General features: G+C 70.8%; 13 protein-coding genes. 9 read left to right on the plus strand and 4 right to left on the minus strand.

The window, feature by feature from the left end:
- Window positions 1-116: 116 nt before the first annotated feature.
- Entirely contained in the window at window positions 117-809 is a 693-nt protein-coding gene (locus EUA94_RS08750) for a pirin family protein (protein ID WP_129426491.1), read from the minus strand.
- Window positions 810-827: 18 nt separating this feature from the next.
- Between EUA94_RS08750 and EUA94_RS08755 the strand changes: the two genes are divergently transcribed.
- The 8 genes from EUA94_RS08755 to EUA94_RS08790 all read left to right on the plus strand — a co-directional run bounded on the left by EUA94_RS08755 (window position 828) and on the right by EUA94_RS08790 (window position 18,269).
- Window positions 828-2,177, plus strand: a complete 1,350-nt coding sequence (locus EUA94_RS08755) for a GH1 family beta-glucosidase (protein WP_129426492.1) — start codon at window positions 828-830, stop codon at window positions 2,175-2,177.
- 296 nt (window positions 2,178-2,473) lie between these two features.
- Window positions 2,474-6,325 (plus strand): CARDB domain-containing protein, encoded by a 3,852-nt coding sequence (locus EUA94_RS08760; protein ID WP_129426493.1) that lies wholly within the window; start codon window positions 2,474-2,476, stop codon window positions 6,323-6,325.
- A 9-nt stretch (window positions 6,326-6,334) separates the two neighbouring features.
- Window positions 6,335-7,522, plus strand: coding sequence for an SGNH/GDSL hydrolase family protein (locus EUA94_RS08765; protein ID WP_129426494.1), 1,188 nt, complete (start codon window positions 6,335-6,337; stop codon window positions 7,520-7,522).
- Window positions 7,516-12,729 carry an Ig-like domain-containing protein gene (locus tag EUA94_RS08770; RefSeq protein WP_129426495.1) on the plus strand — a complete coding sequence of 1,738 codons (5,214 nt, stop codon included), beginning with the start codon at window positions 7,516-7,518 and terminating at the stop codon, window positions 12,727-12,729. Before EUA94_RS08765 ends, EUA94_RS08770 begins: the two co-directional genes overlap by 7 nt.
- A 115-nt stretch (window positions 12,730-12,844) precedes the next feature.
- Window positions 12,845-13,918: a sulfotransferase family protein gene (locus EUA94_RS08775; protein ID WP_242494754.1), complete on the plus strand. Its 1,074-nt coding sequence runs from the start codon at window positions 12,845-12,847 to the stop codon at window positions 13,916-13,918.
- The gene (locus tag EUA94_RS08780) at window positions 13,918-14,856 is read left to right on the plus strand and encodes a glycosyltransferase family 2 protein (RefSeq protein ID WP_129426497.1); all 939 of its coding nucleotides are present in this window, start codon (window positions 13,918-13,920) and stop codon (window positions 14,854-14,856) included. Before EUA94_RS08775 ends, EUA94_RS08780 begins: the two co-directional genes overlap by 1 nt.
- Window positions 14,853-16,661, plus strand: a complete 1,809-nt coding sequence (locus tag EUA94_RS08785) for a glycosyltransferase family A protein (protein ID WP_129426498.1) — start codon at window positions 14,853-14,855, stop codon at window positions 16,659-16,661. The genes EUA94_RS08780 and EUA94_RS08785 overlap by 4 nt, the downstream gene beginning before the upstream one ends.
- The gene (locus tag EUA94_RS08790; protein WP_129426499.1) at window positions 16,662-18,269 is read left to right on the plus strand and encodes a glycosyltransferase; all 1,608 of its coding nucleotides are present in this window, start codon (window positions 16,662-16,664) and stop codon (window positions 18,267-18,269) included.
- 174 nt (window positions 18,270-18,443) lie between these two features.
- Here EUA94_RS08790 and EUA94_RS08795 read toward each other — a convergent pair whose 3' ends face one another.
- Together EUA94_RS08795 and EUA94_RS08800 are read right to left on the minus strand one after the other, a co-directional pair.
- Window positions 18,444-19,616 (minus strand): nucleotide sugar dehydrogenase, encoded by a 1,173-nt coding sequence (locus EUA94_RS08795; RefSeq protein WP_129426500.1) that lies wholly within the window; start codon window positions 19,614-19,616, stop codon window positions 18,444-18,446.
- A 100-nt stretch (window positions 19,617-19,716) separates the two neighbouring features.
- A complete protein-coding gene (locus EUA94_RS08800) occupies window positions 19,717-20,469 on the minus strand; it encodes a hypothetical protein (protein ID WP_129426501.1) in 753 nt (250 codons plus the stop codon).
- A 137-nt stretch (window positions 20,470-20,606) separates the two neighbouring features.
- On the opposite strand from EUA94_RS08800, the gene EUA94_RS22910 reads away from it, so the two are divergent.
- Window positions 20,607-20,741: a hypothetical protein gene (locus EUA94_RS22910; RefSeq protein WP_277986094.1), complete on the plus strand. Its 135-nt coding sequence runs from the start codon at window positions 20,607-20,609 to the stop codon at window positions 20,739-20,741.
- Here EUA94_RS22910 and EUA94_RS08805 read toward each other — a convergent pair.
- Window positions 20,726-21,349: a DUF998 domain-containing protein gene (locus EUA94_RS08805; protein ID WP_165356844.1), complete on the minus strand. Its 624-nt coding sequence runs from the start codon at window positions 21,347-21,349 to the stop codon at window positions 20,726-20,728. The two genes, EUA94_RS22910 and EUA94_RS08805, sit on opposite strands and share 16 nt — an antisense overlap.
- Window positions 21,350-21,363 lie beyond the last annotated feature (14 nt).

The following is a 21,363-nucleotide window of genomic DNA, read 5'->3' on the forward strand; positions in this document are numbered from 1 at the left end:
CGGGTCGGGGTAGTCCAGTGACCGATGGCTGCGTTCAGCCCGATCTGACGACCATCCCTCACTGGACTACCCCGGCCAGACAGCCAGAAGTCACTGGACTACATCCCTCGGGTCGGTCAGCGGAAGGACCAGACCAGCAGCTCGGTGTCTGAGCTCGCCCGTACGACGTGGCCGGGCTCGTCGGTGACCCGGGCCGCGTCACCGGGGTGCAGGACCCGAGCGTCGAGCGCGACCGACCCCGAGGCGGCGAAGACGTGCTGGCGCGGACCGTCGGGCAGGGCGACGGACTCGCCGACGGTCAGTCGGGCGACCAGGAGCCGGGCGCCGTGCGTACCGAGCGGCAGGCCGTCGCCGCCGGCCACGTCGACGAGGCCGGACCCCGGCGGCGGCGCCTCGCCCAGGACGTACGACGGCTCGGTGCCGGCCACGGTCGGCGCGAGCCACGCCTGGACGAACCGGCAGCGACCCGACCCGGGGTCCGCCACCTCGCTGTGCCGGATGCCGGTGCCGGCCGACAGCACCTGCGCCCGGCCGGCCTCGACGACGTGGCGTACGCCTGTCGAGTCGGTGTGCACCAGCGCCCCCTCGAGGACCCAGGTGACGATCTCGAGCTCGGAGTGCGGGTGGTCGGGATAGCCCGCCACGTCGGACCGGGACGGGTCGAGGACGTCGTCGTTGTGGCACACGAGCGGCCCGAAGCCGAGGTTGGCGGGGTCGTAGTGCGGGCCGAAGGAGAAGGAGTGCCTGGTCACCCGCCCGTCAGCGGTCGAGGACGACCTCTGCGAACCGGCGTACAGGGCCACTGACATGCCGATATCTTCGCGGACGTGCCCCCCACACACGACTTCCCCCTGCTCCCACCCGGTTTCCGTTTCGGAACCAGCACGGCGAGCTACCAGATCGAGGGAGCGGTGGCGGAGGACGGCCGGGGCCCGAGCATCTGGGACACCTTCACCGCCAAGCCGGGCACCGTCGTCGACGGCAGCAGCGGCGAGGTCGCCTGCGACCACTACCACCGGGTCGACGAGGACGTCGCCCTGATGCAGGAGCTCGGCACGGGCGGCTACCGGTTCTCGATCGCCTGGCCGCGCATCCAACCGACCGGCCGGGGTCCGGCCAACGAGAAGGGGCTGGCGTTCTACGACCGCCTCATCGACACCCTCCTCGAACACGGCCAGCAGCCGATGGTCACGCTCTACCACTGGGACCTGCCGCAGGCGCTCGAGGACGACGGCGGCTGGCTCAACCGCGACACCGTCGAGCGCTTCGCGGAGTACGCCGCCATCGTGGGCGAGCGCTTCGCGGACCGCGTCGAGCACTGGATCCCCGTCAACGAGCCCAACGTCGCCTCGGTGCTCGGCTACGCGATGGGCACCCACGCCCCCGGCCGGAAGATGCTCTTCGACTTCCTCCCCGCGGCCCACCACCTGCTCCTCGCGCACGGCCGCGCGGCGATCGCGCTGCGCCAGGCCGGCGCGCAGTCCATCGGCTGTGCCAACAACCACGCGCCGATCTGGCCGGCGAGCGACGACGACGCCGACGTCGGGATGAGCAAGATCTTCGACGCCCTCTGGAACGGCATGTTCCTCGAGCCGATGCTGCTCGGCCGGTACCCGGCGGACCTGATGCCGCTCTTCGAGGACGTGATGGCCGACGGCGACCTCGCCACCATCCGCCAGCCGCTCGACTTCTACGGCGTCAACTACTACAACCCGATGAAGGTCGCCGCTGCTGGCGAGGACTCCGACATCCCCTTCGAGTTCCGCGACATCGTCGGCTACCCGACCACCGACTTCGGCTGGCCGATCGTCCCCGACGCGCTGCGCGAGTGGCTGGTCATGTTCCGCGCGCGCTTCCGCGCCGCCCTGCCGCCGATCTACATCACCGAGTCGGGCTGCAGCTACAACACGGGCCCCGACGAGCACGGCGTGGTCGACGACCAGGCCCGCATCGACTACCTCCGTTCGCACGTCAACGCCGTCTCCGAGGCGATCACCCGGGGCGTCGACGTACGCGGCTACTACTCCTGGTCGCTCATGGACAACTTCGAGTGGGCCGAGGGCTACACGCAGCGCTTCGGCCTCGTCCACGTCGACTACGAGACGCTGGAGCGCACCCGGAAGAACTCGTTCCGCTGGTACGCCGACCTCATCGCCGCGCAACCCCAGCACCTCTGACCGCGATACCTGAGGACATCACGTACGTCCTCGAGGGTCGGATCCGTACGTGGCGTCCTCAGGTATCTGCCGCTCCGGTGGACCAGACAGGTCGGTAAAGGACACGCCGAGTCCATAGCGCGAACGCGCCACTGTGGGACAAGAAAAATGACCCGGATTGGGCATTTACACAGGGATGCGCCATTGGGCCTATCGGGGTCGTGTCGCCGAGGCGTAGGACGGGACCGTCATCCGGCTCGGGCTGACCTCTGCTCTCGGCGTCGACTCGACCGGTCCTCCTGACGTGAGGCTTTGTCATGCCCGACACCCGATCCAGCCGTCCTGCCCGCTTCCGCGCGCTCGTCGTCGCGATGGCGCTCGCAGTGGTCGCGGCCTTCCTGGCTGCCGTGACTGTGCCGGCGCAGGCGGATGCCTCGCCCTTCGTGGTGACGATGACGCCGTCGAGCAACCCGGTGTCGTCAGGGTCGTCGCTGACGTACACGATCGACGTGAAGAACGGCGGGGGTGACATCACCGAGGACACGTTCCTCTCGACCCAGATCAGCGGCATGACCGGGCTGATCATCACTAGCAACGTGGGCACCTGCGAGCAGAGCGGCGAGCAGGTGACGTGCCATGCCGGCACCCTGTCGGGCCAGCAGAGCTGGCGCCTGATCATCCGCGGCACGGTGACGGCCCCGAACGGCGCCACGCTGCACAACGGCGTGACGGTCACCGGCAACCACGAGAGCAGTGGCTACGAGACGACCGTCTACTCCGACGTGCTGGTGTCCAACACCTCCAGCAGCCCGCTCGCGGACCTGCGGGTCAGCGTCTCCGGCCCGTCGGTGATCCTGGACAACTCGCAGGTGACGTACACGCTGACGGTCAACAACTCCGGCAACGCCCACGCGACCGATGTCGTGGTGATCAACACCCTGCCCGACGGCACCACGGTGGCCTCGAGCAGCGCGACGAGCCTGTTCTCGTGCTCGAGCGCTGCCCAGACGACCACGTGCGTCGGTGGGCGGGTGAATGCCGGCACCAACGCGACGATCACGATCCTCGCGAACGTCGCCAGCCCGGACGACCTCAACCAGTTCAAGGACACCGCTGTCGTCGACCCCTACGACGCGATCGAGGAGTCCAACGAGCTCAACAACACCGGCTCACTGGTCTCGACGAACGGTGCGCCGCCCGCCCAGACCGGTGGCCTCACGATCCTCAAGACCGGCACGCCGGACGTGCTGCGGCCCGGCGACAAGATCACCTACACGCTGCTGGTGAGCAACACCGCGGCGACGCGCGCCGACAACGTGTCGATCACCGACGTCACGCAGGGGTTGAACGCCTCGAGCATCACGGCGACCACGACGGCGGGCGCCTGCACGGTCACCGCGCCGCAGGTGGTCTGCACGCGCAAGAGCCCGACGCTGCGGCTCGAGCCCGGCCAGACCATCACGGTGACGATCACCGGCACCGTGACCAGCCAGGCCGGCACGCTCATCACCAACGTCGGCACCGTGACCGGTGTCATCAAGAACAAGTCGGTCACCAACACGTCGCGCTCGACGGCCACCATCAGGCCGGGCTACGACCTGACCGTCGTGCAGTTCGCCCACACCAACCACGAGGACGCCGACGACACGCCTGGCGCGACCGACCCGTTCCGCGCGTGGGACCACTTCCAGTACGACGTCGCGGTCGGCAACAGCGGCCTCGACACCGCCACCAACGTGCTGCTCCGAGAGGTGGTGGCGCCGGGAGTCCTGTTCCTCGGCGACAACCGCGGCGACGTCCTCTGCAACCAGGCGGGTGGGGCGGGCAACCCCATCATCTGCACGTTCCCCTCGATCGTGGGAGCCACGAACCCGCTGCCCGGAGGGTCGGTCGAGTTCATCACCCTCAACGTGGTCTCGCCCCACACGCCCGGCACCATCGATGCGACGGCCACCGTGGACCCGGCCAACGCCATCTTCGAGGCCGACGAGACCAACAACGTCTGGAAGATCTCGACCCCGATCGTGACCGGCATCGACCTGTACGTCGAGAAGTCGAGCGAGTCGCCGATCGCGCCGAGCGGCACGCTGACCTACACGGTCTTGGTCAAGAACCTCGGCACCCAGGACGCGACCGGGGTGACGATCAAGGACACGCTGCCCGCGGGCGTGCGCTTCCGCTCGGTGCAGGACGACCCGAGCGACCCGCACAACTTCACCTGCAGCCACGACGGAGCGGCGACCGGTGGTGACGTGACCTGCGTGGGCGGGCGCATCGATGGCACCCACGACCACTTCCCGGACATCCTCGCGCCGGAGATCGACGTCGCCACGATCACGATCGTCGTCTTCGCGCCGTCGCAGCCGGGCTTCGTCCGCAACCAGGTCCGCGTCGATCCCGCCAACGAGATCGCCGAGCTCCTCGAGACCAACAACATCAACACGTTCCGCACCGAGATCCAGATCGACGGCGGGCTCCACCCGTACCACGAGTTCAACCTCACCAAGACCCAGGTGTCGCCGCTCGGCGGGGTCGGCAACCCGGTCGCGCCCAACGGGATCGTGGAGTACGACCTCGTGGTCACCAACACCGGATCGGACGTCGCCTTCGACGTCCAGGTCGACGACATCATGCCGGCGGGCTTCACCTTCCGCTACGCCGTCGACACCCTGCCGGGGACGGGTGACTTCCAGTGCGACCTGGTCGCCTCGACGATCCGCTGCACGGGCGGCACGCTCGACGGCGACGAGGTGCCCCCTCCCGGTCAGACGGCCCAGCTGGGCGACACGACGCGCACCATCCACGTCAGCATGTTCAGCGCCGGCCAGCCCGGGACGTACACCAACAAGGCGCTCGTCGACCCCAACAACACCCACCCCGAGGCCGACGAGACCAACAACAGTGCCCAGGCGATCACGACCGTCGCGGTCGGCGGAGGCGGGAGGTACAAGGACCTGACGATCGACAGCAAGCAGGCCGCACCCGTCGGTGACGTCGCGCCGAGCGGCACGCTGCGCTACACGCTCGACGTCAGCAACACCGGCACGGCCGTGGCGTTCAACGTCAAGGTGCGCGACACGCTGCCCGAGGGCTCGGTCTTCCGCACCGCGGTTGACAGCGCTCCCGGAGCGGGCGCCTTCGAGTGCACCGGCGCCGGCGGCATCGTCACCTGCACCGGCGGCACGCTCGACGGCAACGTCGACGAGACCACGAGTCCGAGCACGCGCCAGATCGTCATCGAGGTCTTCGCGCCTCCTGAGCCGGGCAACTACCTCAACACGGCGATCGTCGACCCGGACGACGCGATCGCGGAGAACGACGAGCTCAACAACACCGACACGACACCGCTGCAGGTGCGGATGGGCGGTGGCGGCCTCTACCGCGACCTCACCATCGACGACCCGATCGTCACCAACGTCACCTACGGCCCCGTGTCGCTGCGCGAGCCCAAGCCGTCGCAGGTCTACACGTACACGGTCAAGGCCACGAACACCGGCACCAACCCGGCGTACAACGTGGTGGTCAGGCACGTCCTCGAGGACGGGGCGACGTTCCTCAACGCCACGGCCGACCAGGACTTCAGCTGCACCATCGCGGCCAACGTCGTCCTCTGTGACGGAGGCGTCCTCGACGGCACGCCGGGCTTCGACGCGGCCGGTCCGACGGCGACGTTCACCCTCACGGTGCGCGCGCCGGCCCGGCACAACTACGTGTACGGCCTCACCAGCCGCGTCGACCCCGGCAACGTCATCGCCGAGGCCAACGAGGCCAACAACTCCCGCTCGCTCAACGTCAAGGCCGTCTCCCAGGTCGACCTGACCGTCGACATCACCGACGTCGACGGCACCCAGGGCAACCCGGGCTCGGTCACCTGGAAGGCGCTCGCGACCGGGGACGACGCCAGCAACGTGTACGTCGTGGTCGAGCTCCCGGTAGGGGTCATCCCGCAGAACATGACCACGGTGCCCACGGGATGGACGTGCCAGATCCAGCAGAACCCGATCAACAAGGTCACCTGTCACGGCGACCTCGCCAAGGACGACGCCACGGTGGAGTTCAAGGTGGACACCTATGTGACCGCCACGACGACGACGGCCAACGCGTTCATCGATCCGGACAACACCGTGGTCGAGTACGCCGAGGGCAACAACGCCGACAGCGAGAGCTGACTCGTCGTGATGCGTGCCAGCAGGCTGGCCGTGGCGACCACCACCTTCTCGGTGGCGGTCGTCACGGCGATGTCCCTGCACGTGCCGGTGGTCGTGGCGGCGTCGGGTGACCTGCCGATGCCCGACCCCTGCGGCAAGCCGATCGAGCTGCCGTACGTCGCGGTCGGCGACGGTGTGCCGTTCGGCGCGAAGAAGGTCGACGACACCAACGCGATCAGCGAGGCAGAGCGGTTCCCCGAGGAGCTCACCAAGCTGCTCCAGGCGGCCAACTTCCCGTTCTGCCTGCACAACGCGTCCCAGGGCGAGACCACCACCGACGACTACCAGGACGAGGACACGGACACCGGGTTCACCCAGCAGAGCATCGCCCACGACCTGCGACCGCGGCTGGTCACCGTCACCCTCGGCCGCGAGCAGGACCTGATCCGCGAGCACATCGACAAGTGCATGACGCTGATCAAGAACCACCAGTTCATCGAGGCCAACGCCTGTGCCCTGGCGATCTACACCGGTGGCCCGTGGAAGAAGCTCAACGACGACCTCTCCGAGATCCTCGGCCAGCTGGCGCAGGATCTCGCCGATCACCCCTACAAGGCGGTCGCGGTCATGGGCTACTACAACCCCTACCCGCGCGCCGAGGATGTCATCACCGAGATCGCCAGCTTCTGCTCCGACCTCCAGGACACCATCCCCACGTGCACGATCCGGTGGATGCTGCTCCCACCGGTGCTGGTGACGATGGACCAGATCACCAAGAAGCTGAACTCGACGATCGAGGAGGTCGTGAAGAAGTTCTCGCTCGCCACGCAGGGCAGCTTCTACTTCGTCAACCCCTACGACGCGTTCGAGGACCACTGCATGGAGATGCAGGTCCAGATCCAGACGCAGGTCTACCACCCGACGAACACCGTCCACCCGCACAACAGCGACGAGGACTTCGGCTGCTCGGACCCGTGGATCGAGAGCGATGGCGACGCTGGGCAGCTGCCGCCGTGGCACTACCTGCCACCGGCCGTGACCGGAGTGCTGGTCTTCACCACCCAGACCACGACCGGCATGGGTGCCTACCCCGACACCGACGGCCACGAATGCCTGGCCAAGCTCGTCTACAACGCCAAGGGCGATGCCAACAACGGTTTCAAGCCGCTCAAGCAGAAGCTGGGCATCCCTGAAGAGGCGGAGGACGACCCGTGCTGACCGGGCCGGCGCCGCGTCGCGCCCACTTCGTACGCCTCCTGCTGGCGCTGGTCCTCGGCCTCGCCGGGATCGCGTACGCCGCCTCCCCCGGCGCCGGCGACTCCAGCGAGGGCGGCATCGCCGCGACCCGCGACGCGCAACGGCTGATGTCGCTGGGCGCCGAGCACTCGTGCGCCATCACTGATGCGGGGGCGGTCGAGTGCTGGGGAGACAACTCCCACGGCCAGCTCGGCACCGGTGACGTCACCACGAGCACCACCCCCCGGCTGGTCGCGGGCATCACGGGAGCCCTCGAGGTCGGCTCGGGGACCGAGCACACCTGCGCGCTGGTCCACGGCGGGACCGTGAAGTGCTGGGGGCTCAACGGGAGCGGCCAGGTCGGCACCGCGTCGGACGACGACCAGCTGATCCCCGTGACCGTGCCGATCTCCGGCGTCAAGCACCTCACTGTCGGGAGCGTGCACAGCTGCGCGATGAAGCAGGACGGGTCGGTCTGGTGCTGGGGGCAGAACGGCATGGGCCAGCTCGGCGACGGCGTCCCCGGCGGCACCAGCAAGGTGCCGGTCCCGGCGTCGGGAATCGATGCCACGTCCCCGGCAGCCGACATCACCGCGGGTGAGAACCACACCTGCGCCCGCATGGTCGCGGAGGGCACGCTGCGGTGCTGGGGAGACAACTCGTTCGGCCAGCTCGGCGACGGGACCAAGGACCAGCACGACACCCCGGTCGCGGTCCGCAAGCCCGGCAATCCGGGCGCCCGGATGAAGGGCGTGCTGGCGGTCAGCGCCGGCGGGGGTCACACCTGCGCGCTGCTCGGCGGCGCCGACTGGGCGGACAACCCGGTCTACTGCTGGGGGCAGAACAGCTACGGCCAGCTCGGCAACCTGACACCTGTCGTCGACGGGGTGATGAGCCCGAGCCTGGTCCCGGTGCGGGTCCAGATCGACCTCGAGCCCGGGGACGCGCTCGTCGACACCAGCGCGGACTTGGAGGAGGCGCGGTCGATCTCGGCCGGCCAGTTCCACAACTGCGCGGTGATGAACACGCGCGAGGTGCGCTGCTGGGGACAGAACGGTCACGGCCAGCTCGGCTTCGACCGCAACATCCTGACCAAGCCGTGGGAGGACTCGCGCTGGGCCAACGCCGTGCCGGGCATCGACGCGGATGCGGTCGTCGCGGGCGGCTTCCACTCCTGCTCGCTCGACACCGGCCAGATCTCCTGCTGGGGCTACGACTTCTTCGGCCAGCTCGGTGGCTACGTGCCGCAGGTCCCCACGCCCACCACCGTCACCGGGGTGCGCGGCGCCAAGCGGATCGCGCTCGCCAACGACGCTGCGTGCGCGCTGATCACCGACGGCATTACCGAGGCGACGAGGCCGCAGTGCTGGGGCAGCAACGCCGACGGCAGGCTCGGGATCGGCTCGACCAGCCCCACCTCGTCCACCATCCCGGTGCGCGTGGACCTCGATCCGACGCAACCTCCCGTCGTGCTCGACCCGATCCACCAGGGCCGCGAGCCCGCGACCGCGCTGCACGGAGGCAACGGCTCCTTCTGCGCCACCCCGGACGGGATCCCGGGGGAGAGGTGCTGGGGCCTCAACGGGCACGCCGAGCTCGGCGACGGCACCACCACCTCACGAGCCACGCCGATCGCTCCGACCCACCTGGCCGGAGTGACGGCGTACGACCTGGGCGGGACGCTGGTGGGTGGCATCGAGCGCGGCACGACCTGCAAGGCCGTCGGCGGTCAGGCCCGGTGCTGGGGCTACAACGGGCAGCGCCAGGTCGGGGACGACACCACCACCGACCGGACGGCGCCTGTCCCGGTCCTCCACGACCCCGACCCCGACGACCCGGACAACCCGCTGGTCCCGATCACCGGCGTCACCGCCGTGGCGGTCGGCGGCGACCACGCCTGCGCGATCGTGGGCGGCGGCCAGGTGCGCTGCTGGGGCAGCAACACCGTGGGTCAGCTCGGCAACAACACCACCGACCCGCAGGCCGGTGCCGTCACCGTGCAGAGCGACACCGACCCCGACGACGACGAGCCGCTGACCGGCGTCACGGCGCTGGTGGCCGGCGACAGCCACACGTGCGCGATGCGCGGTGCGGGTGAGGTGCGCTGCTGGGGGCTCAACTCCCGTGGCCAGCTCGGCACCAGCGGCGGCAGCCGTGACGAGGCCGACAAGGTCGTCCGGGCGCTCGCCCCGACGCCGCTGTTCGCGCCCGGTGACCTGACCGACGCGACGAAGATCGTGTCCGGCGACGACCACACGTGCGCGATGCGCGCCTCCGACGCCGTCACCTGCTGGGGCGAGAACGCCGACGGCCAGCTGGGGACCGGCGGGATCGGCGGCTTCCAGTCCGTCGGTCAGGTGAGCCTGCCCGCGCCCACCACGAGCGGCCTGCCCGAGCCGTGGATCAAGGACATCGGCGCCAGTCGCCGCAACACCTGCGCGGTGCTGCTCGACCGGACGGTGTCGTGCTGGGGGGACAACAGCCTGGGCCAGGTGGGTGACGGGATCGGCACCCACTCACTTGCGCCCGTAGCGGTCGGCGGAGGGGCGTCCGTGGGGCAGAACCACGTCCCGACGCCGGCCGCCATCTCGGTCGCGACCACTCCCGGCACCTCCGTCGTCATCCCGGTCGTGCTGACCGGCATCGACGTCGACGGCGACGCGGTCACGCTGGTCTCGGCGAGCGACCCGCCGAAGGGGACGTCCGCGCTGACCGGCCCCGCGCAGATCACGTACACCCCCGACGCCGGCTGCCAGGACGACGAGTTCGCGTACGTCGTGTCCGACGGCACCGCGCAGGTGGCGGCGACCGTGACCATCACGATGAACTGCCCGCCGGTCGCCGATGCCGACTCGGCGATCACCGTCGAGGACCAGCCGGTCGACATCGACGTCCTGGCCGGGGACACCGACGAGGACGGCGACACGCTGACGATCAGCGGCTTCCCGGTGCCGCCCGCCCACGGCACGGTGAGCCAGGTCGGCGGGAAGGCGCGCTACGTCCCCGCACTCGACTACTGCGGACCCGACTCCTTCACCTACTCCGTCTCGGACGGCCACGGCCACACGGTGATCGCACCGGTCACCGTCACCGTGACCTGCGCGACCGACCCGCCGAGCGCCGTCGCGGACGCCCTGCCTGCTGACGAGGACACCCCGACCCTCTTCGACGTCCTGGCCAACGACTCCGACCCCGACGGCGACCCGCTCGCCATCGTCGCAGTCACCGCACCGAGCCACGGCACGGCCGTCAAGGACGGTTCGCGGATCCGCTACGTCCCCGCGGCCGACTACTGCGGACCGGACTCCTTCACCTACACGGTCTCCGACGGAGCCCTCACCTCGGCCGCGACGGTCACCGTGACGGTGGTGTGCGTCGGCGACTCGCCGCGCGCCGTGCCGGACTCCGCGACCACGGCCGAGGACACCTCCGTCGACGTGGCGGTGCTCGCCAACGACACCCACCCCGACGGCCTGACCCTGTCCCTCACCGGGGCGCTCGGCCAGCCTGTTCACGGCACCGCGACGGTCGTCGGCACCCAGGTGCGCTACGTGCCGGCGGCCGACTACTGCGGCCCCGACTCCCTGACGTACGTCGTCACCGACGGCACCCTCACGGCGACCGGGACGGTGACCCTCACGGTCACCTGCACCAACGACCCGCCCGTGGCGGCGCCGGACGTGGCGAGCACCGACGAGGACGTGACCGTCCACGTGCACGTGATCTCCAACGACTCCGACGTCGACGGCGACGTCCTCCACGTGGGCACGATCTCCGACCCGGCGCACGGCGCCGCGGTCGGCGCGATCGACAACGCCGTCGCCTACACGCCGGACCCGAACTTCTGCGGCACCGACTCCTTCACCTACGAGAGCGTCGACGGCAAGGGTGGGGTCACGACCGGCACCGTGACGGTCACGGTCAGATGTGTGGACGACCTGGTCCAGCTCGCGCCGGTCGCCGACGTGACCGTGCCGTGGGGCGAGCCGGTCTCCGTGCTGCTGGCGGCCACCGACATCGACGAGGGCGCGGTGATCACGTACGACGTGTCGCCGCTGCCGCTGGGCGCCTCTCTCACCGGACCCGCGTTCGCCTGGACGCCCGGCGCCGCGCAGGTCGGCTCGCGGCTCCTCACCGCGACCGCCAGCTCGGGCGGCAGGACGGCCACCCGCACCTTCCGGATCGTGGTGACCAAGCGCGCGACGTCGCTGTCGTGGACCGGCCCGACCAGCGGCCAGATCTCCGACCAGACGCCCGTACGGGCGGTGCTGCTCGACGCGGGCAGCCCGGTGCAGGGACGCAGCGTGGGCTTCGCGCTCGGCACGGCGACCACGTCCGCGTCGACGGACGCGACCGGCACGGCCACCTCGGCGGTCCAGGTCACCGGTGCCCTCGGGGCCCGGTTCGTCACCTCGTCGTTCGCCGGTGACGCGGCCTACCTCCCCGCCACCCTGACCACGCCGTTCACGGTCCTGGCCGAGGGCCTCGCGGTCCAGCTCGCGGGCACGCCGCACGTCGTCACGACCGGCAGCAGCGCGACGGTGACCTACACGGCCGACCTCACCGAGGAGCAGGACGGCTCGTACGTCGGTTCGCTCTCGAGCAGCACCGTCCGGTTCAAGGGCCTCGACGGCACGACCATCTGCACCGGCGCGATCAGCGCGACCGGCGCGGGCAAGGCCCGCGCCACCTGCTCGGCCAGCCAGCCGCTCGGCGCGCTGCCCGTGGTGGTGACCGTGACGTCCTCGGCCCACACGCCCCGCGCGGACGTCGGTGTCGTCACCGTCGCGAAGGCCGGGGCCGGCCTCGCCTCGGGCGCCGGTCGGGTGGCCGGCGACGCCTTCGGCTTCACCGCGACCAGCGCCAGGAAGGGCGCCCCGACCGGCCGGCTCGTCCACGTCGTCCTCGGCAGTGGCCAGGCCACAGTGGTCGACACCGCCACCCTGTCGTCGTACGCCACCACGTGCACCGGCGGCGGGTCCAGCAAGGTCTGCACGGCGACCATCGCGGGCACAGGCGCGACGGCGCGCACCGTCGACCTCGCCAGCGGCGCGGTCTCCGGCCCCGTCGCCGCGAGCATCACGGTGACCGCGGTCAGCACCAACAGGTACGGCGTGCAGCTGGGCGGTCCGGCGCCGAAGACCCTCGCGCCGACCGTCCTCACCTCCGGCGCGGTCCGCGTCGACTGACCCCCATCCGATAGCTGAGGACGTGGCCTACGTCCGGAGGCTCCGGATCCGTCCATGGCGTCCTCAGGTATTGGGGGCGGAGGCGGCCCCGAGGGCCACCGATAGGCTGCGGAGCGTGACTTCTAGGCGTGTGGTCTTCGTCGTCGGGTCGGGCCGCAGCGGCACGAGCACGATGGCCGGGACGCTGCGCGCGCTGGGCCTGCACGTGCCGCAGCCCGAGGTCGTCGCCGACGCCACGAACCCCAAGGGTTTCGGTGAGCCGCGCTGGGTGGTCGACCTCCACGCCGAGCTCCTCGCGCGCAGCAACGTGCAGGTCTCCGACGCCCGTCCGCGCGCCTGGCTGGACACCGGGACCACCAGCGGCGACCACGCGACCCGGGAGCGTGTTGCCGCCTGGCTCGAGGGCCAGTTCGAGGTCGCTGACGAGCTCGTGATCAAGGACCCGCGGGCCTCCTGGTTCCTCGGCCTGTGGCGTGCGGCGGCCGAGCGCTGCGACGCGACGCCGTCCTACGTCACCATGCTGCGGCCGGTGACCGAGGTGGTCGGGTCCAAGCAGAAGTACTACGGCCAGATGGGCGCCGGCTCCGACCAGGGCGCCGTCACCCGCACGGCGGCGTGGATCAACATGATGCTCCACACCGAGCGCGCCACCCGTGGCCAGCACCGCGCCTTCGTGCACTACGGCGACCTCCTCGACGACTGGACCCAGCCGGTGTTCGCCCTCGGCGAGTCCTTCGACCTCAACGGGGTGAAGACCGCGATGGCCGTCGACATCGCCGAGGTGCACCGCTTCATCGACCCGTCGCTGCGACGCGTGACGGCGACGTGGGACGACATCGGCGTCCCCGACCGGCTCCGCGAGCTCGCCGACGAGACGTGGCAGGCGCTCGGCGCCCTCGCCGCGGACGACTCCACCACGAACCAGGAGTGGTGCGACCGGCTCCGCACCGCGTACGCCGGGCAGTACGCCGACGCGGAGGCGTTCGCCCACTCGACCGTCCTGGCCCAGCGGCGTACGGCTGCCGCCGAGGCCCGTCGCGAGGCGGCCGGCCAGGCGTCGTCGGGCCGCAGTGCCGCCGACCGGGTGCCCCACGCCGTACGCGCGATGGTCCCGCCGGCCGCCCGCCAGAAGCTCCGCAGGGCCATGGGCCGCGAGCGCCCCGAGGGCCAGGGCCAAGGGCAGGCCTGATGCCCGACATCGCCGCGCTGGAACAGGATTCCGGCTACGACGTGACCTGGCCGTGGTCCTCCGGCGAGGCCCTGGTGCCCGGGCTGACGTGCGTCTTCCGGGTCCGCAACGAGGCACGCAACCTGCCGTGGGTGCTGCCGCCGATCTTCTCGGCCGTCCAGCACGTCCTGCTGGTCGACAACGGCTCCGACGACGGCACCGCCGACGTGGCGAGGCGGGTCGCGGAGCAGTGCGGTGCGGCCGACCGGCTGACCGTGCTGGTCTACCCGCACACGGTGTCGCGCGCCGGCGGCGAGCACCTCGCCACCCCGGCCACGAGTGTCCACTCGCTGACCCACTTCTACAACTGGTGCTTCTCCCACGTGCGTACGACGTACTCGATGAAGTGGGACGGCGACATGGTGCTGACGCCGGAGGGCGCCGGCATCCTGCGCGACCTGTCGTGGCAGCTCCAGTCGACCCGCGCGATCGTCGCGATGCCGCGCCACCCGCTGACCGTCGTCGACGAGTCGACCGGCTGGCTCGACCTGTCGCTGCGCTTCCTCGAGCCCTGGGTCTATCCGATGGGGCCCGACTTCACCTTCGTCAAGGCCTTCGACTGGGAGCTGCGGGAGTTCCCGCCCGGTGTCGAGCGGATCGTGCTGCAGCAAGGACTCTGCGTCGAGGTGAAGTGGCTCGACGCCGACGAGTACGCCCACTGGCGGCGCGACGGGGTCGACTTCACCAACACCCGGCTCTACCGCAAGCTGCGCGAGTTCGAGGTCGACGAGGCGATCCGCAACGGCGATCCCGAGGCGCTCGGCGGGCTCGTGAAGGTGACCGCCCCCGAAGGAGTGCACATCATCGACCACGTCAGCCGCGACTGGCTCTGGCGCCAGCCCCGCCCGCTGGTGCAGCACTCGCTGCCCGCCTCGTTGAAGGAGCGGGTGCGGACGTGAGCCCCACTATCCCCGGACAGGCGCTGCACCCCCTCCACGACCTCCGGATGCCCGGACCGACGCTCGTGCTCGTCGACGACTCCGACAGCGTCGCGCTCGACGCGCTGCACGGCATCGAGGACGTCGAGGGCCTCGAGCCGCAGGTCGTCACGCTGTCCTCGATCACCGGACCGCTCAAGGGCTGGGGCTCGGTGCTCGTGGTGGCGGGCGACCGGTCCCGCCTGCGCCGGATGGCGAGCGCCGTACCCCTCCTCGGGCAGTGCAAGGCGGTGGCCTGCTGGCTCACCGACGCCCCCACGCCGTGGGTGCTGGTGCCGCGCCCCGAGTGGCCGCCCCTCGCGCACCTCGCGGCCCGGCCCGCCGGCGACCGCGGGGTCCTGACGGTTGTCCGGTTCGCCTCCGGCGCCCGCGCCCAGCTCGTCGTGATGGAGATGGCGCGGCAGGCCGCCGGTCCCGGCGACACGACGCACGGCGGGGTCGTCGTGGCGTACGCCGGCCGCCCGGCCGCTCCCGGTCTCGACGCCCGGAGCGTGCTGCTGCCCGATGTGGCCGGCGCCGGTGACGCCGAGCGCGACGTGCCGCCCGACGTGGTCGTCGCCCGCCGCGGCGGAGACGTCGCGGAGCACCACGTCATCGACCGTGCGCCGACGGTCGTCACCGACCCCGGACCCGAGCCGGTCGACGAGCGCGTCTTCAACCCGATGGGCTTCCGCAAGGACTGGGACCACCCGGTCGTCGACCTGTCCCGGCTGGTCCAGGGGTCCGGTGAGGGGCCGGTCACCGAGGACGTCATCGAGGCGGCGCGCGGGTTCCAGGGCGTACGACTCACCCCCGACACCCCCACCGCCGACCTGCTCGCCCTCGCCATGTCGGGCGTGCCGATCGTGACCGAGGGCGTGGTCGACGTGGCGCCGCCGGTGGCGGCCGCGCTCGACGCAGCGGTCGACCTCGACGACGCCCTGCGGCGCGAGGAGCACAGCCTCGCCGTGCGCCGCGCCGCCTTCGACCACCACTCCACGCTGGCCTGGCGTTCGGCGCTCGCGACGCGCGCCGGCGTACGCCACACCGCGCTCCCGCCGGTCAGCGCGCTGCTGGCCACGAAGCGCCCGGAGATGCTCGACTTCGCCCTGCGGCAGATCGCCCGGCAGCGGGGCGCGGAGGTCGAGCTGGTGCTGGCCGCGCACGGCTTCGAGCCCGACCGCGACGCCGTACGACGTGCTCTCGGCGACCGGCCGCACCGGGTGCTGACCTTTGACGGGTCGGAGTTCTTCGGCGACGTGCTCACCGCCGCCGCGCACGCCGCGTCGAGTGAGGTGCTGCTCAAGGTCGACGACGACGACTGGTACTCACCCGACGCGGTCCACGACCTCCTCATGGCGCGCCGATTCTCGGGCGCCGACGTGGTGGGCATGCCCTCGGAGTTCGTCTACCTGCACGCCAACGCGGACCGCGCCGACCTCACGGTGCGGCGGATCCACCCCTCCGAGATCTTCGCCCGCTTCGTCGCCGGCGGCACGCTGCTGCTCGACCGCGGACTGCTCCGCTCGCTCGGCGACTTCCGCCGGGTGCGCAAGTTCGTCGACGCCCAGCTGCTGGCGGGGGTGGAGGCTGCCGGCGGCCGGATCTACCGCACCCACGGCCTCGGCTACATCCTGCGCCGCACCGGCAAGGGACACACCTGGCAGCGCGACGACGAGGAGTTCCGCCGACCTGACATCGTGGCCACGGAGTGGGCCGGGTTCCAGCCGAGCCTGGCGATGGAGGTCGACCCGCTCGACCTGCCCGACACGGACGGGGGTGCCTAGGTGGCCCGGCAGCCCGTGGTGCGCCACAACGACTGGGGATCGCTCGTCCCCGCGACCCTCGGTGCGTGGGAGCCGACGCTCGGGGTGACGGTCGTGGTGCCCACCTTCAACTACCAGCACACCCTGCCGTACGTGCTCGCCGGCCTCGCCGCCCAGTCCTACCCGGCCCACCTGCTCGAGGTGCTCGTCGTCGACGACCAGAGCAGCCCGGTGCAGGAGCTGCCCGAGGTCCGTCCGGACAACACCCGGCTGATCCGCGTCGAGGAGGGCTGGGGTCGCGCCAACGCGTGCCACCTCGGCGCGCTCGCCGCCGAGGGCGACGTCCTGCACTGGTACGACGCCGACATGCTCGCCTACCGCGAGGAGGTCGAGGCGCACGCGCGCTGGCACCACCTCGTCGACTACGCCGTGCCGGGCGGCGACAAGCACTTCGTCGACCCCGCCGGACTGCTCGGGCTCGACCCTGCCGTCGTACGCGACCGGGTGGCGGCGGGCGAGGCCGCCGACCTCTTCCCCGGCCAGGACCACGAGCCGCACCAGTGGGTCGAGGACTATTGGGCCCGGACCGACGACCTGCGCACCGCCGGGCCGCGGGCGCAGCGCTTCCACATCGGCATGACCGGCTCGGTGACCAAGGCGCTCTACTTCGACTCCGACGGCTTCGACCGGTCGCTGCGGCTCGGCGAGGACATGCACCTCGGCCACTCGCTCGCCCAGGCCGGCGGCGTCTTCGTGGTCGACCGCGAGGCCCGCAGCTGGCACCTCGGCCGCTCGCAGGTGCTCCGCCGTGCCGAGCAGGTCAACCGCTACAACGACCCCTACCTCGCCGACCTCGTGCCCACGATGCGCCCGAAGCGCAACAAGCGGGGGCGGACCTACCAGGTGCCGTACCTCGAGGCGGTCGTGACCGCCGGCCCGGCCGATGAGACGATCCGGGTCGTCGACGCGCTGCTCGACGGCGACGTTCCCGACCTGCGGGTGACGATCGTCGGGCCGTGGGGCTCGGTCCACGAGGACCGCGTCCAGCCGGTCGAGGACCCGGTGCTCGAGACCCGGCTGGTGCACCGCTCCTTCGTCCACGAGCCGCGCGTACGGCTGGTCGTGGCCCTCGTCGGCCCGAGCGACGCCGAGTTCGTGCTGACCCTCCCCGACGTCACTCTCGCCCCGCTGCGCGGCGTGCTGCCGGCGCTCCTCGACGACCTCGAGCGCACCCACCACGGCGCCCGCCTGCTGTCGTACGACTCGGGCGCGGTCGCCCGCCTGGAGCGGACCTCGGCCCTCGCCCGCGTCGCGCGGGTGGCTGATTCCGGAGACGATCACGAGGTGCTCCTCGAGGAGTCGTTCGGCACGAAGACGTACGCCGCCACGGCCGTCGGCTGGGTGCCAGTGGGCGAGCGCGAGGTCGAGCGCTTCACCCTCCCCGCCCGCCCGCCGATGGACACCGAGAAGTCCGAGCAACGCATGGTCAAGGCGCTGCGCAAGGCCGACGCGATCTCGGCCCCCGGCGCTGAGGGTCCCCCCTCCGAGGGCGGCGAGAGCGTCGATCTCACGAGCGAGGCTGACGACGGCGACCAGGGCAAGCGGGGGCTCTTCGGCCGCCGCCGCTGAGGGCGTTGCTCTTGTCGGAGTCCCCGCTTAGGCGGTGACTCCCGCGCGGGTGGGCTGTTGCAACGGCCGAAGGGCGCAAGACTCCGCCGAGCTGTGTGTCGCACGGGGCTGGCGGGGCGAGGGCTCTCGAGACGCCTCGCTCGACTGCTCGACTACTCGACCAGCGAGGAGGGATCAGTCGGCGCCGAAGAGGTCGCGGGTGTAGACCTTGTCGGCCACGTCGCGCAGCTCGTCGACCATCCGGTTGGCGACGATCAGGTCGACGCGCTCCTTGAACGACGCGAGGTCGCTGGTGACCTCCGAGCCGAACCAGGTGTCGGCGCCGAGCTCGGGCTCGTAGACGACGACCTCGATGCCCTTGGCCTTGATCCGCTTCATGATCCCCTGCACCGAGGACTCGCGGAAGTTGTCCGACCCGGCCTTCATGATCAGCCGGTGGATGCCGACGACGTCCGGCTTCCGGTCGATGATGTCGAAGGCGATGAAGTCCTTGCGGGTCGTGTTGGCCTCGACGATCGCAGAGATCAGCGTCTGCGGGACGTCGGAGTAGTTGGCCAGCAGCTGCCGGGTGTCCTTGGGCAGGCAGTAGCCGCCGTAGCCGAACGACGGGTTGTTGTAGTGGGTGCCGATGCGCGGGTCGAGCCCGACGCCGTCGATGATCTGGCGCGAGTCGAGCCCGCGGGAGAGCGCGAAGGAGTCGAGCTCGTTGAAGTAGGCGACCCGCATCGCGAGGTAGGTGTTGGCGAACAGCTTGATCGCCTCGGCCTCGGTCGGCTGGGTGAAGAGAACGGGTACGTCGTCCGCGTCGGCGCCCTTGACCAGCAGGTCGGCGAACGCCCGGGCCTGCTCGGTGTCGTCGCCCACGACGATCCGGGCCGGGTGCAGGTTGTCGTGCAGCGCCCGGCCCTCGCGGAGGAACTCGGGGGAGAAGATGACGTTGGTGGTGCCCAGCCGCGTGCGCACGTCGTCGATGTAGCCCACCGGCACCGTCGACTTCACGACCATGGTCGCGTCGGGAGCGATGCGGATGACATCGCGCATCACCGACTCGATGGAGTGGGTGTCGAAGTAGTTCGTCACCGGGTCGTAGTTGGTGGGCGTCGCGATGATCACGAAGTCGGCGTCGCGGTGCGCCTCCTCGGCCTCGGTCGTGAAGGCGAGGTCGAGGTCCTCCTCGGCGAGGAACCGGGAGATGTCGTCGTCGTGGATCGGGCTCTCGCCACGGCGAAGCCGGTCGATCCGCGGGGCGTCGACGTCGAGGCCGACGACGGTGTTGTGCCGGGACAGGAGCACGGCCATGGAGAGGCCGACGTAGCCCAGGCCGGCGATGGAGATCTTCGCAGTCACCTGCTCAGTCTGCCGCACCCAGCCCGGGCCGGGAGGCCGAGGACGCCATGCGGAGCGGTCGGGAGGTGACCGCTCCGCACGGCGCCGGCCGGTGGTGCGATCAGCTGCGGTCGCTGGAGTCGCCGGTGATGACGACGTAGAACCTCTTGCGGACGCCCGGCTGCGTGACGCTGCCGTCACTGTTGCGAGGGCTCACCACGACGTACTCAGGGAAGTTGGTCCCCGGAGGGGCACACGTGGTGCCCGGGAGGCCGCACTGGCTGACCGAGATCTCGCCGGAGAACTCCGCGTTCATGTTCGGCGGGGTAGTCGAGCCCGGGGGGGTCCGCCCGGCCATGCCGCCGCCGTCCTGGTCAACCGAGTTCTGCAGGGCAATGGTCGCAATGATGCCGTTGTTCGTCAGGTCCTCGTTGGTCTCGATGTAGACGTTGCCGCTGGCCCGCAACGAGTTGTCGGGAGCCCCGCCCACTGCCGTGTTGGGCAGAGTCGGGTAGGCAAACTCGACCTCGAAGCCACCCGACTGCGCCACGATCGCGCCGTTCGCGTCGATGAGCGCCCAGCGCCCGACACCTGCCGGACCAGCGGGGCCGGCGGGGCCGGACTTGAGCACTCCGGCCTTGAAGTCGCGCTCCTTGAGTGAGCCGTTGCGGATCTTGTTGGAGCCGATGACGTTGTTCTTGATGTCGCGGCCCTTGATGGTCTTGTCCTTGATGTCCGAGGACTGCAGCGAGTTGTTCTTGACGTCGTCGGAGCCGATCAGGCCGGCGGCGTACGACGTGCCGGTCGAGGCGACGACCAGGGCCATGATCGACACTGCCATGGACGGGGAGGGGCGGAGACTGGGGAGGCGCATGGGTTCGAACCCTTCATCGGCAAAGCCGCCGGGTGTCGACGGCTAGGAGGTGTTCGGAGTGACGCGGCTCACGGATGGGAGACTTTCGTAGCATTTGGCGCGGAAGCGGGTTGGTGGGCGCTGGCAGGGTGGTGAGCATGGGAATCATGACGAAGGCGGGCGCGTTCGCCGTAGCCAAGAAGGTCTACGACGAGGCCCGGAAGCCGCACAACCAGGCGAAGATCAAGAGCGCCGTGCGCAAGGTGCAGGAGCGTCGTCAGCGCCCGAGCTGACCGTCCCGCCGACGCGGCCGGTGCTCCCACGCGACGCCGGCCAGCCCGAACAGGACCGGCCACAGCGCGAGCCGCTCGAGCGCACCGCCGGCTTCGAACGACCGGTCGCCGGACACGATGAACCCGATCGCAGCAGCGGCCGTGACCGCGCCGGTGGCGAGCAGCGCCCTCGCCAGCCGGGGCCGGTCCTCACGCAGCCTCACCCCGAGCAGCACCAGCGCCAGCGGCTGGGCGACGAACAGTGGCGTCGCGGCGATCGCGTGGAGGGTCGCGTCCTGGTCCAGCGGCGCCAGCCCCGTGGCGTACGAGCTGACGCCCGACACCACGAGCAGGCCGGTCACCCACGGGCCGAGCGGTCGGGCGAGCAGCAGCGCGCCACCGGCGAGCAGGACGCCGTAGCCCATGAAGGAGCCGTTCATCACTGCGTGCCGTGGTGAGCAGTACGCCTCCGAGCAGCCGACCTCGCCGAGCTTGCTCACCGAGTCGGACACGAAGCTGTAGCCGCCCGTCGTCGCGGCGGCGGTGACGACCTCGGTGGCGATGTAGGTCGGCCGGAGCAGGAAGGCGAGGGCTCCGAGCTGAGCGGCGCGGGCGGGGAGGTCGGGCACGACGTCACCGTAGT

Source organism: Nocardioides zhouii, assembly GCF_004137345.1.
GTDB lineage: Bacteria > Actinomycetota > Actinomycetes > Propionibacteriales > Nocardioidaceae > Nocardioides > Nocardioides zhouii.

Bases quoted from the DNA above. Each gene is read 5' to 3' on its own strand.
- EUA94_RS08800 (WP_129426501.1), bottom strand. From the start codon at position 20,469: ATGCGCCTCCCCAGTCTCCGCCCCTCCCCGTCCATGGCAGTGTCGATC.
- EUA94_RS08780 (WP_129426497.1), top strand. From the start codon at position 13,918: ATGCCCGACATCGCCGCGCTGGAACAGGATTCCGGCTACGACGTGACC.
- EUA94_RS08750 (WP_129426491.1), bottom strand. From the start codon at position 809: ATGTCAGTGGCCCTGTACGCCGGTTCGCAGAGGTCGTCCTCGACCGCT.
- EUA94_RS22910 (WP_277986094.1), top strand. From the start codon at position 20,607: ATGGGAATCATGACGAAGGCGGGCGCGTTCGCCGTAGCCAAGAAGGTC.
- EUA94_RS08765 (WP_129426494.1), top strand. From the start codon at position 6,335: ATGCGTGCCAGCAGGCTGGCCGTGGCGACCACCACCTTCTCGGTGGCG.
- EUA94_RS08760 (WP_129426493.1), top strand. From the start codon at position 2,474: ATGCCCGACACCCGATCCAGCCGTCCTGCCCGCTTCCGCGCGCTCGTC.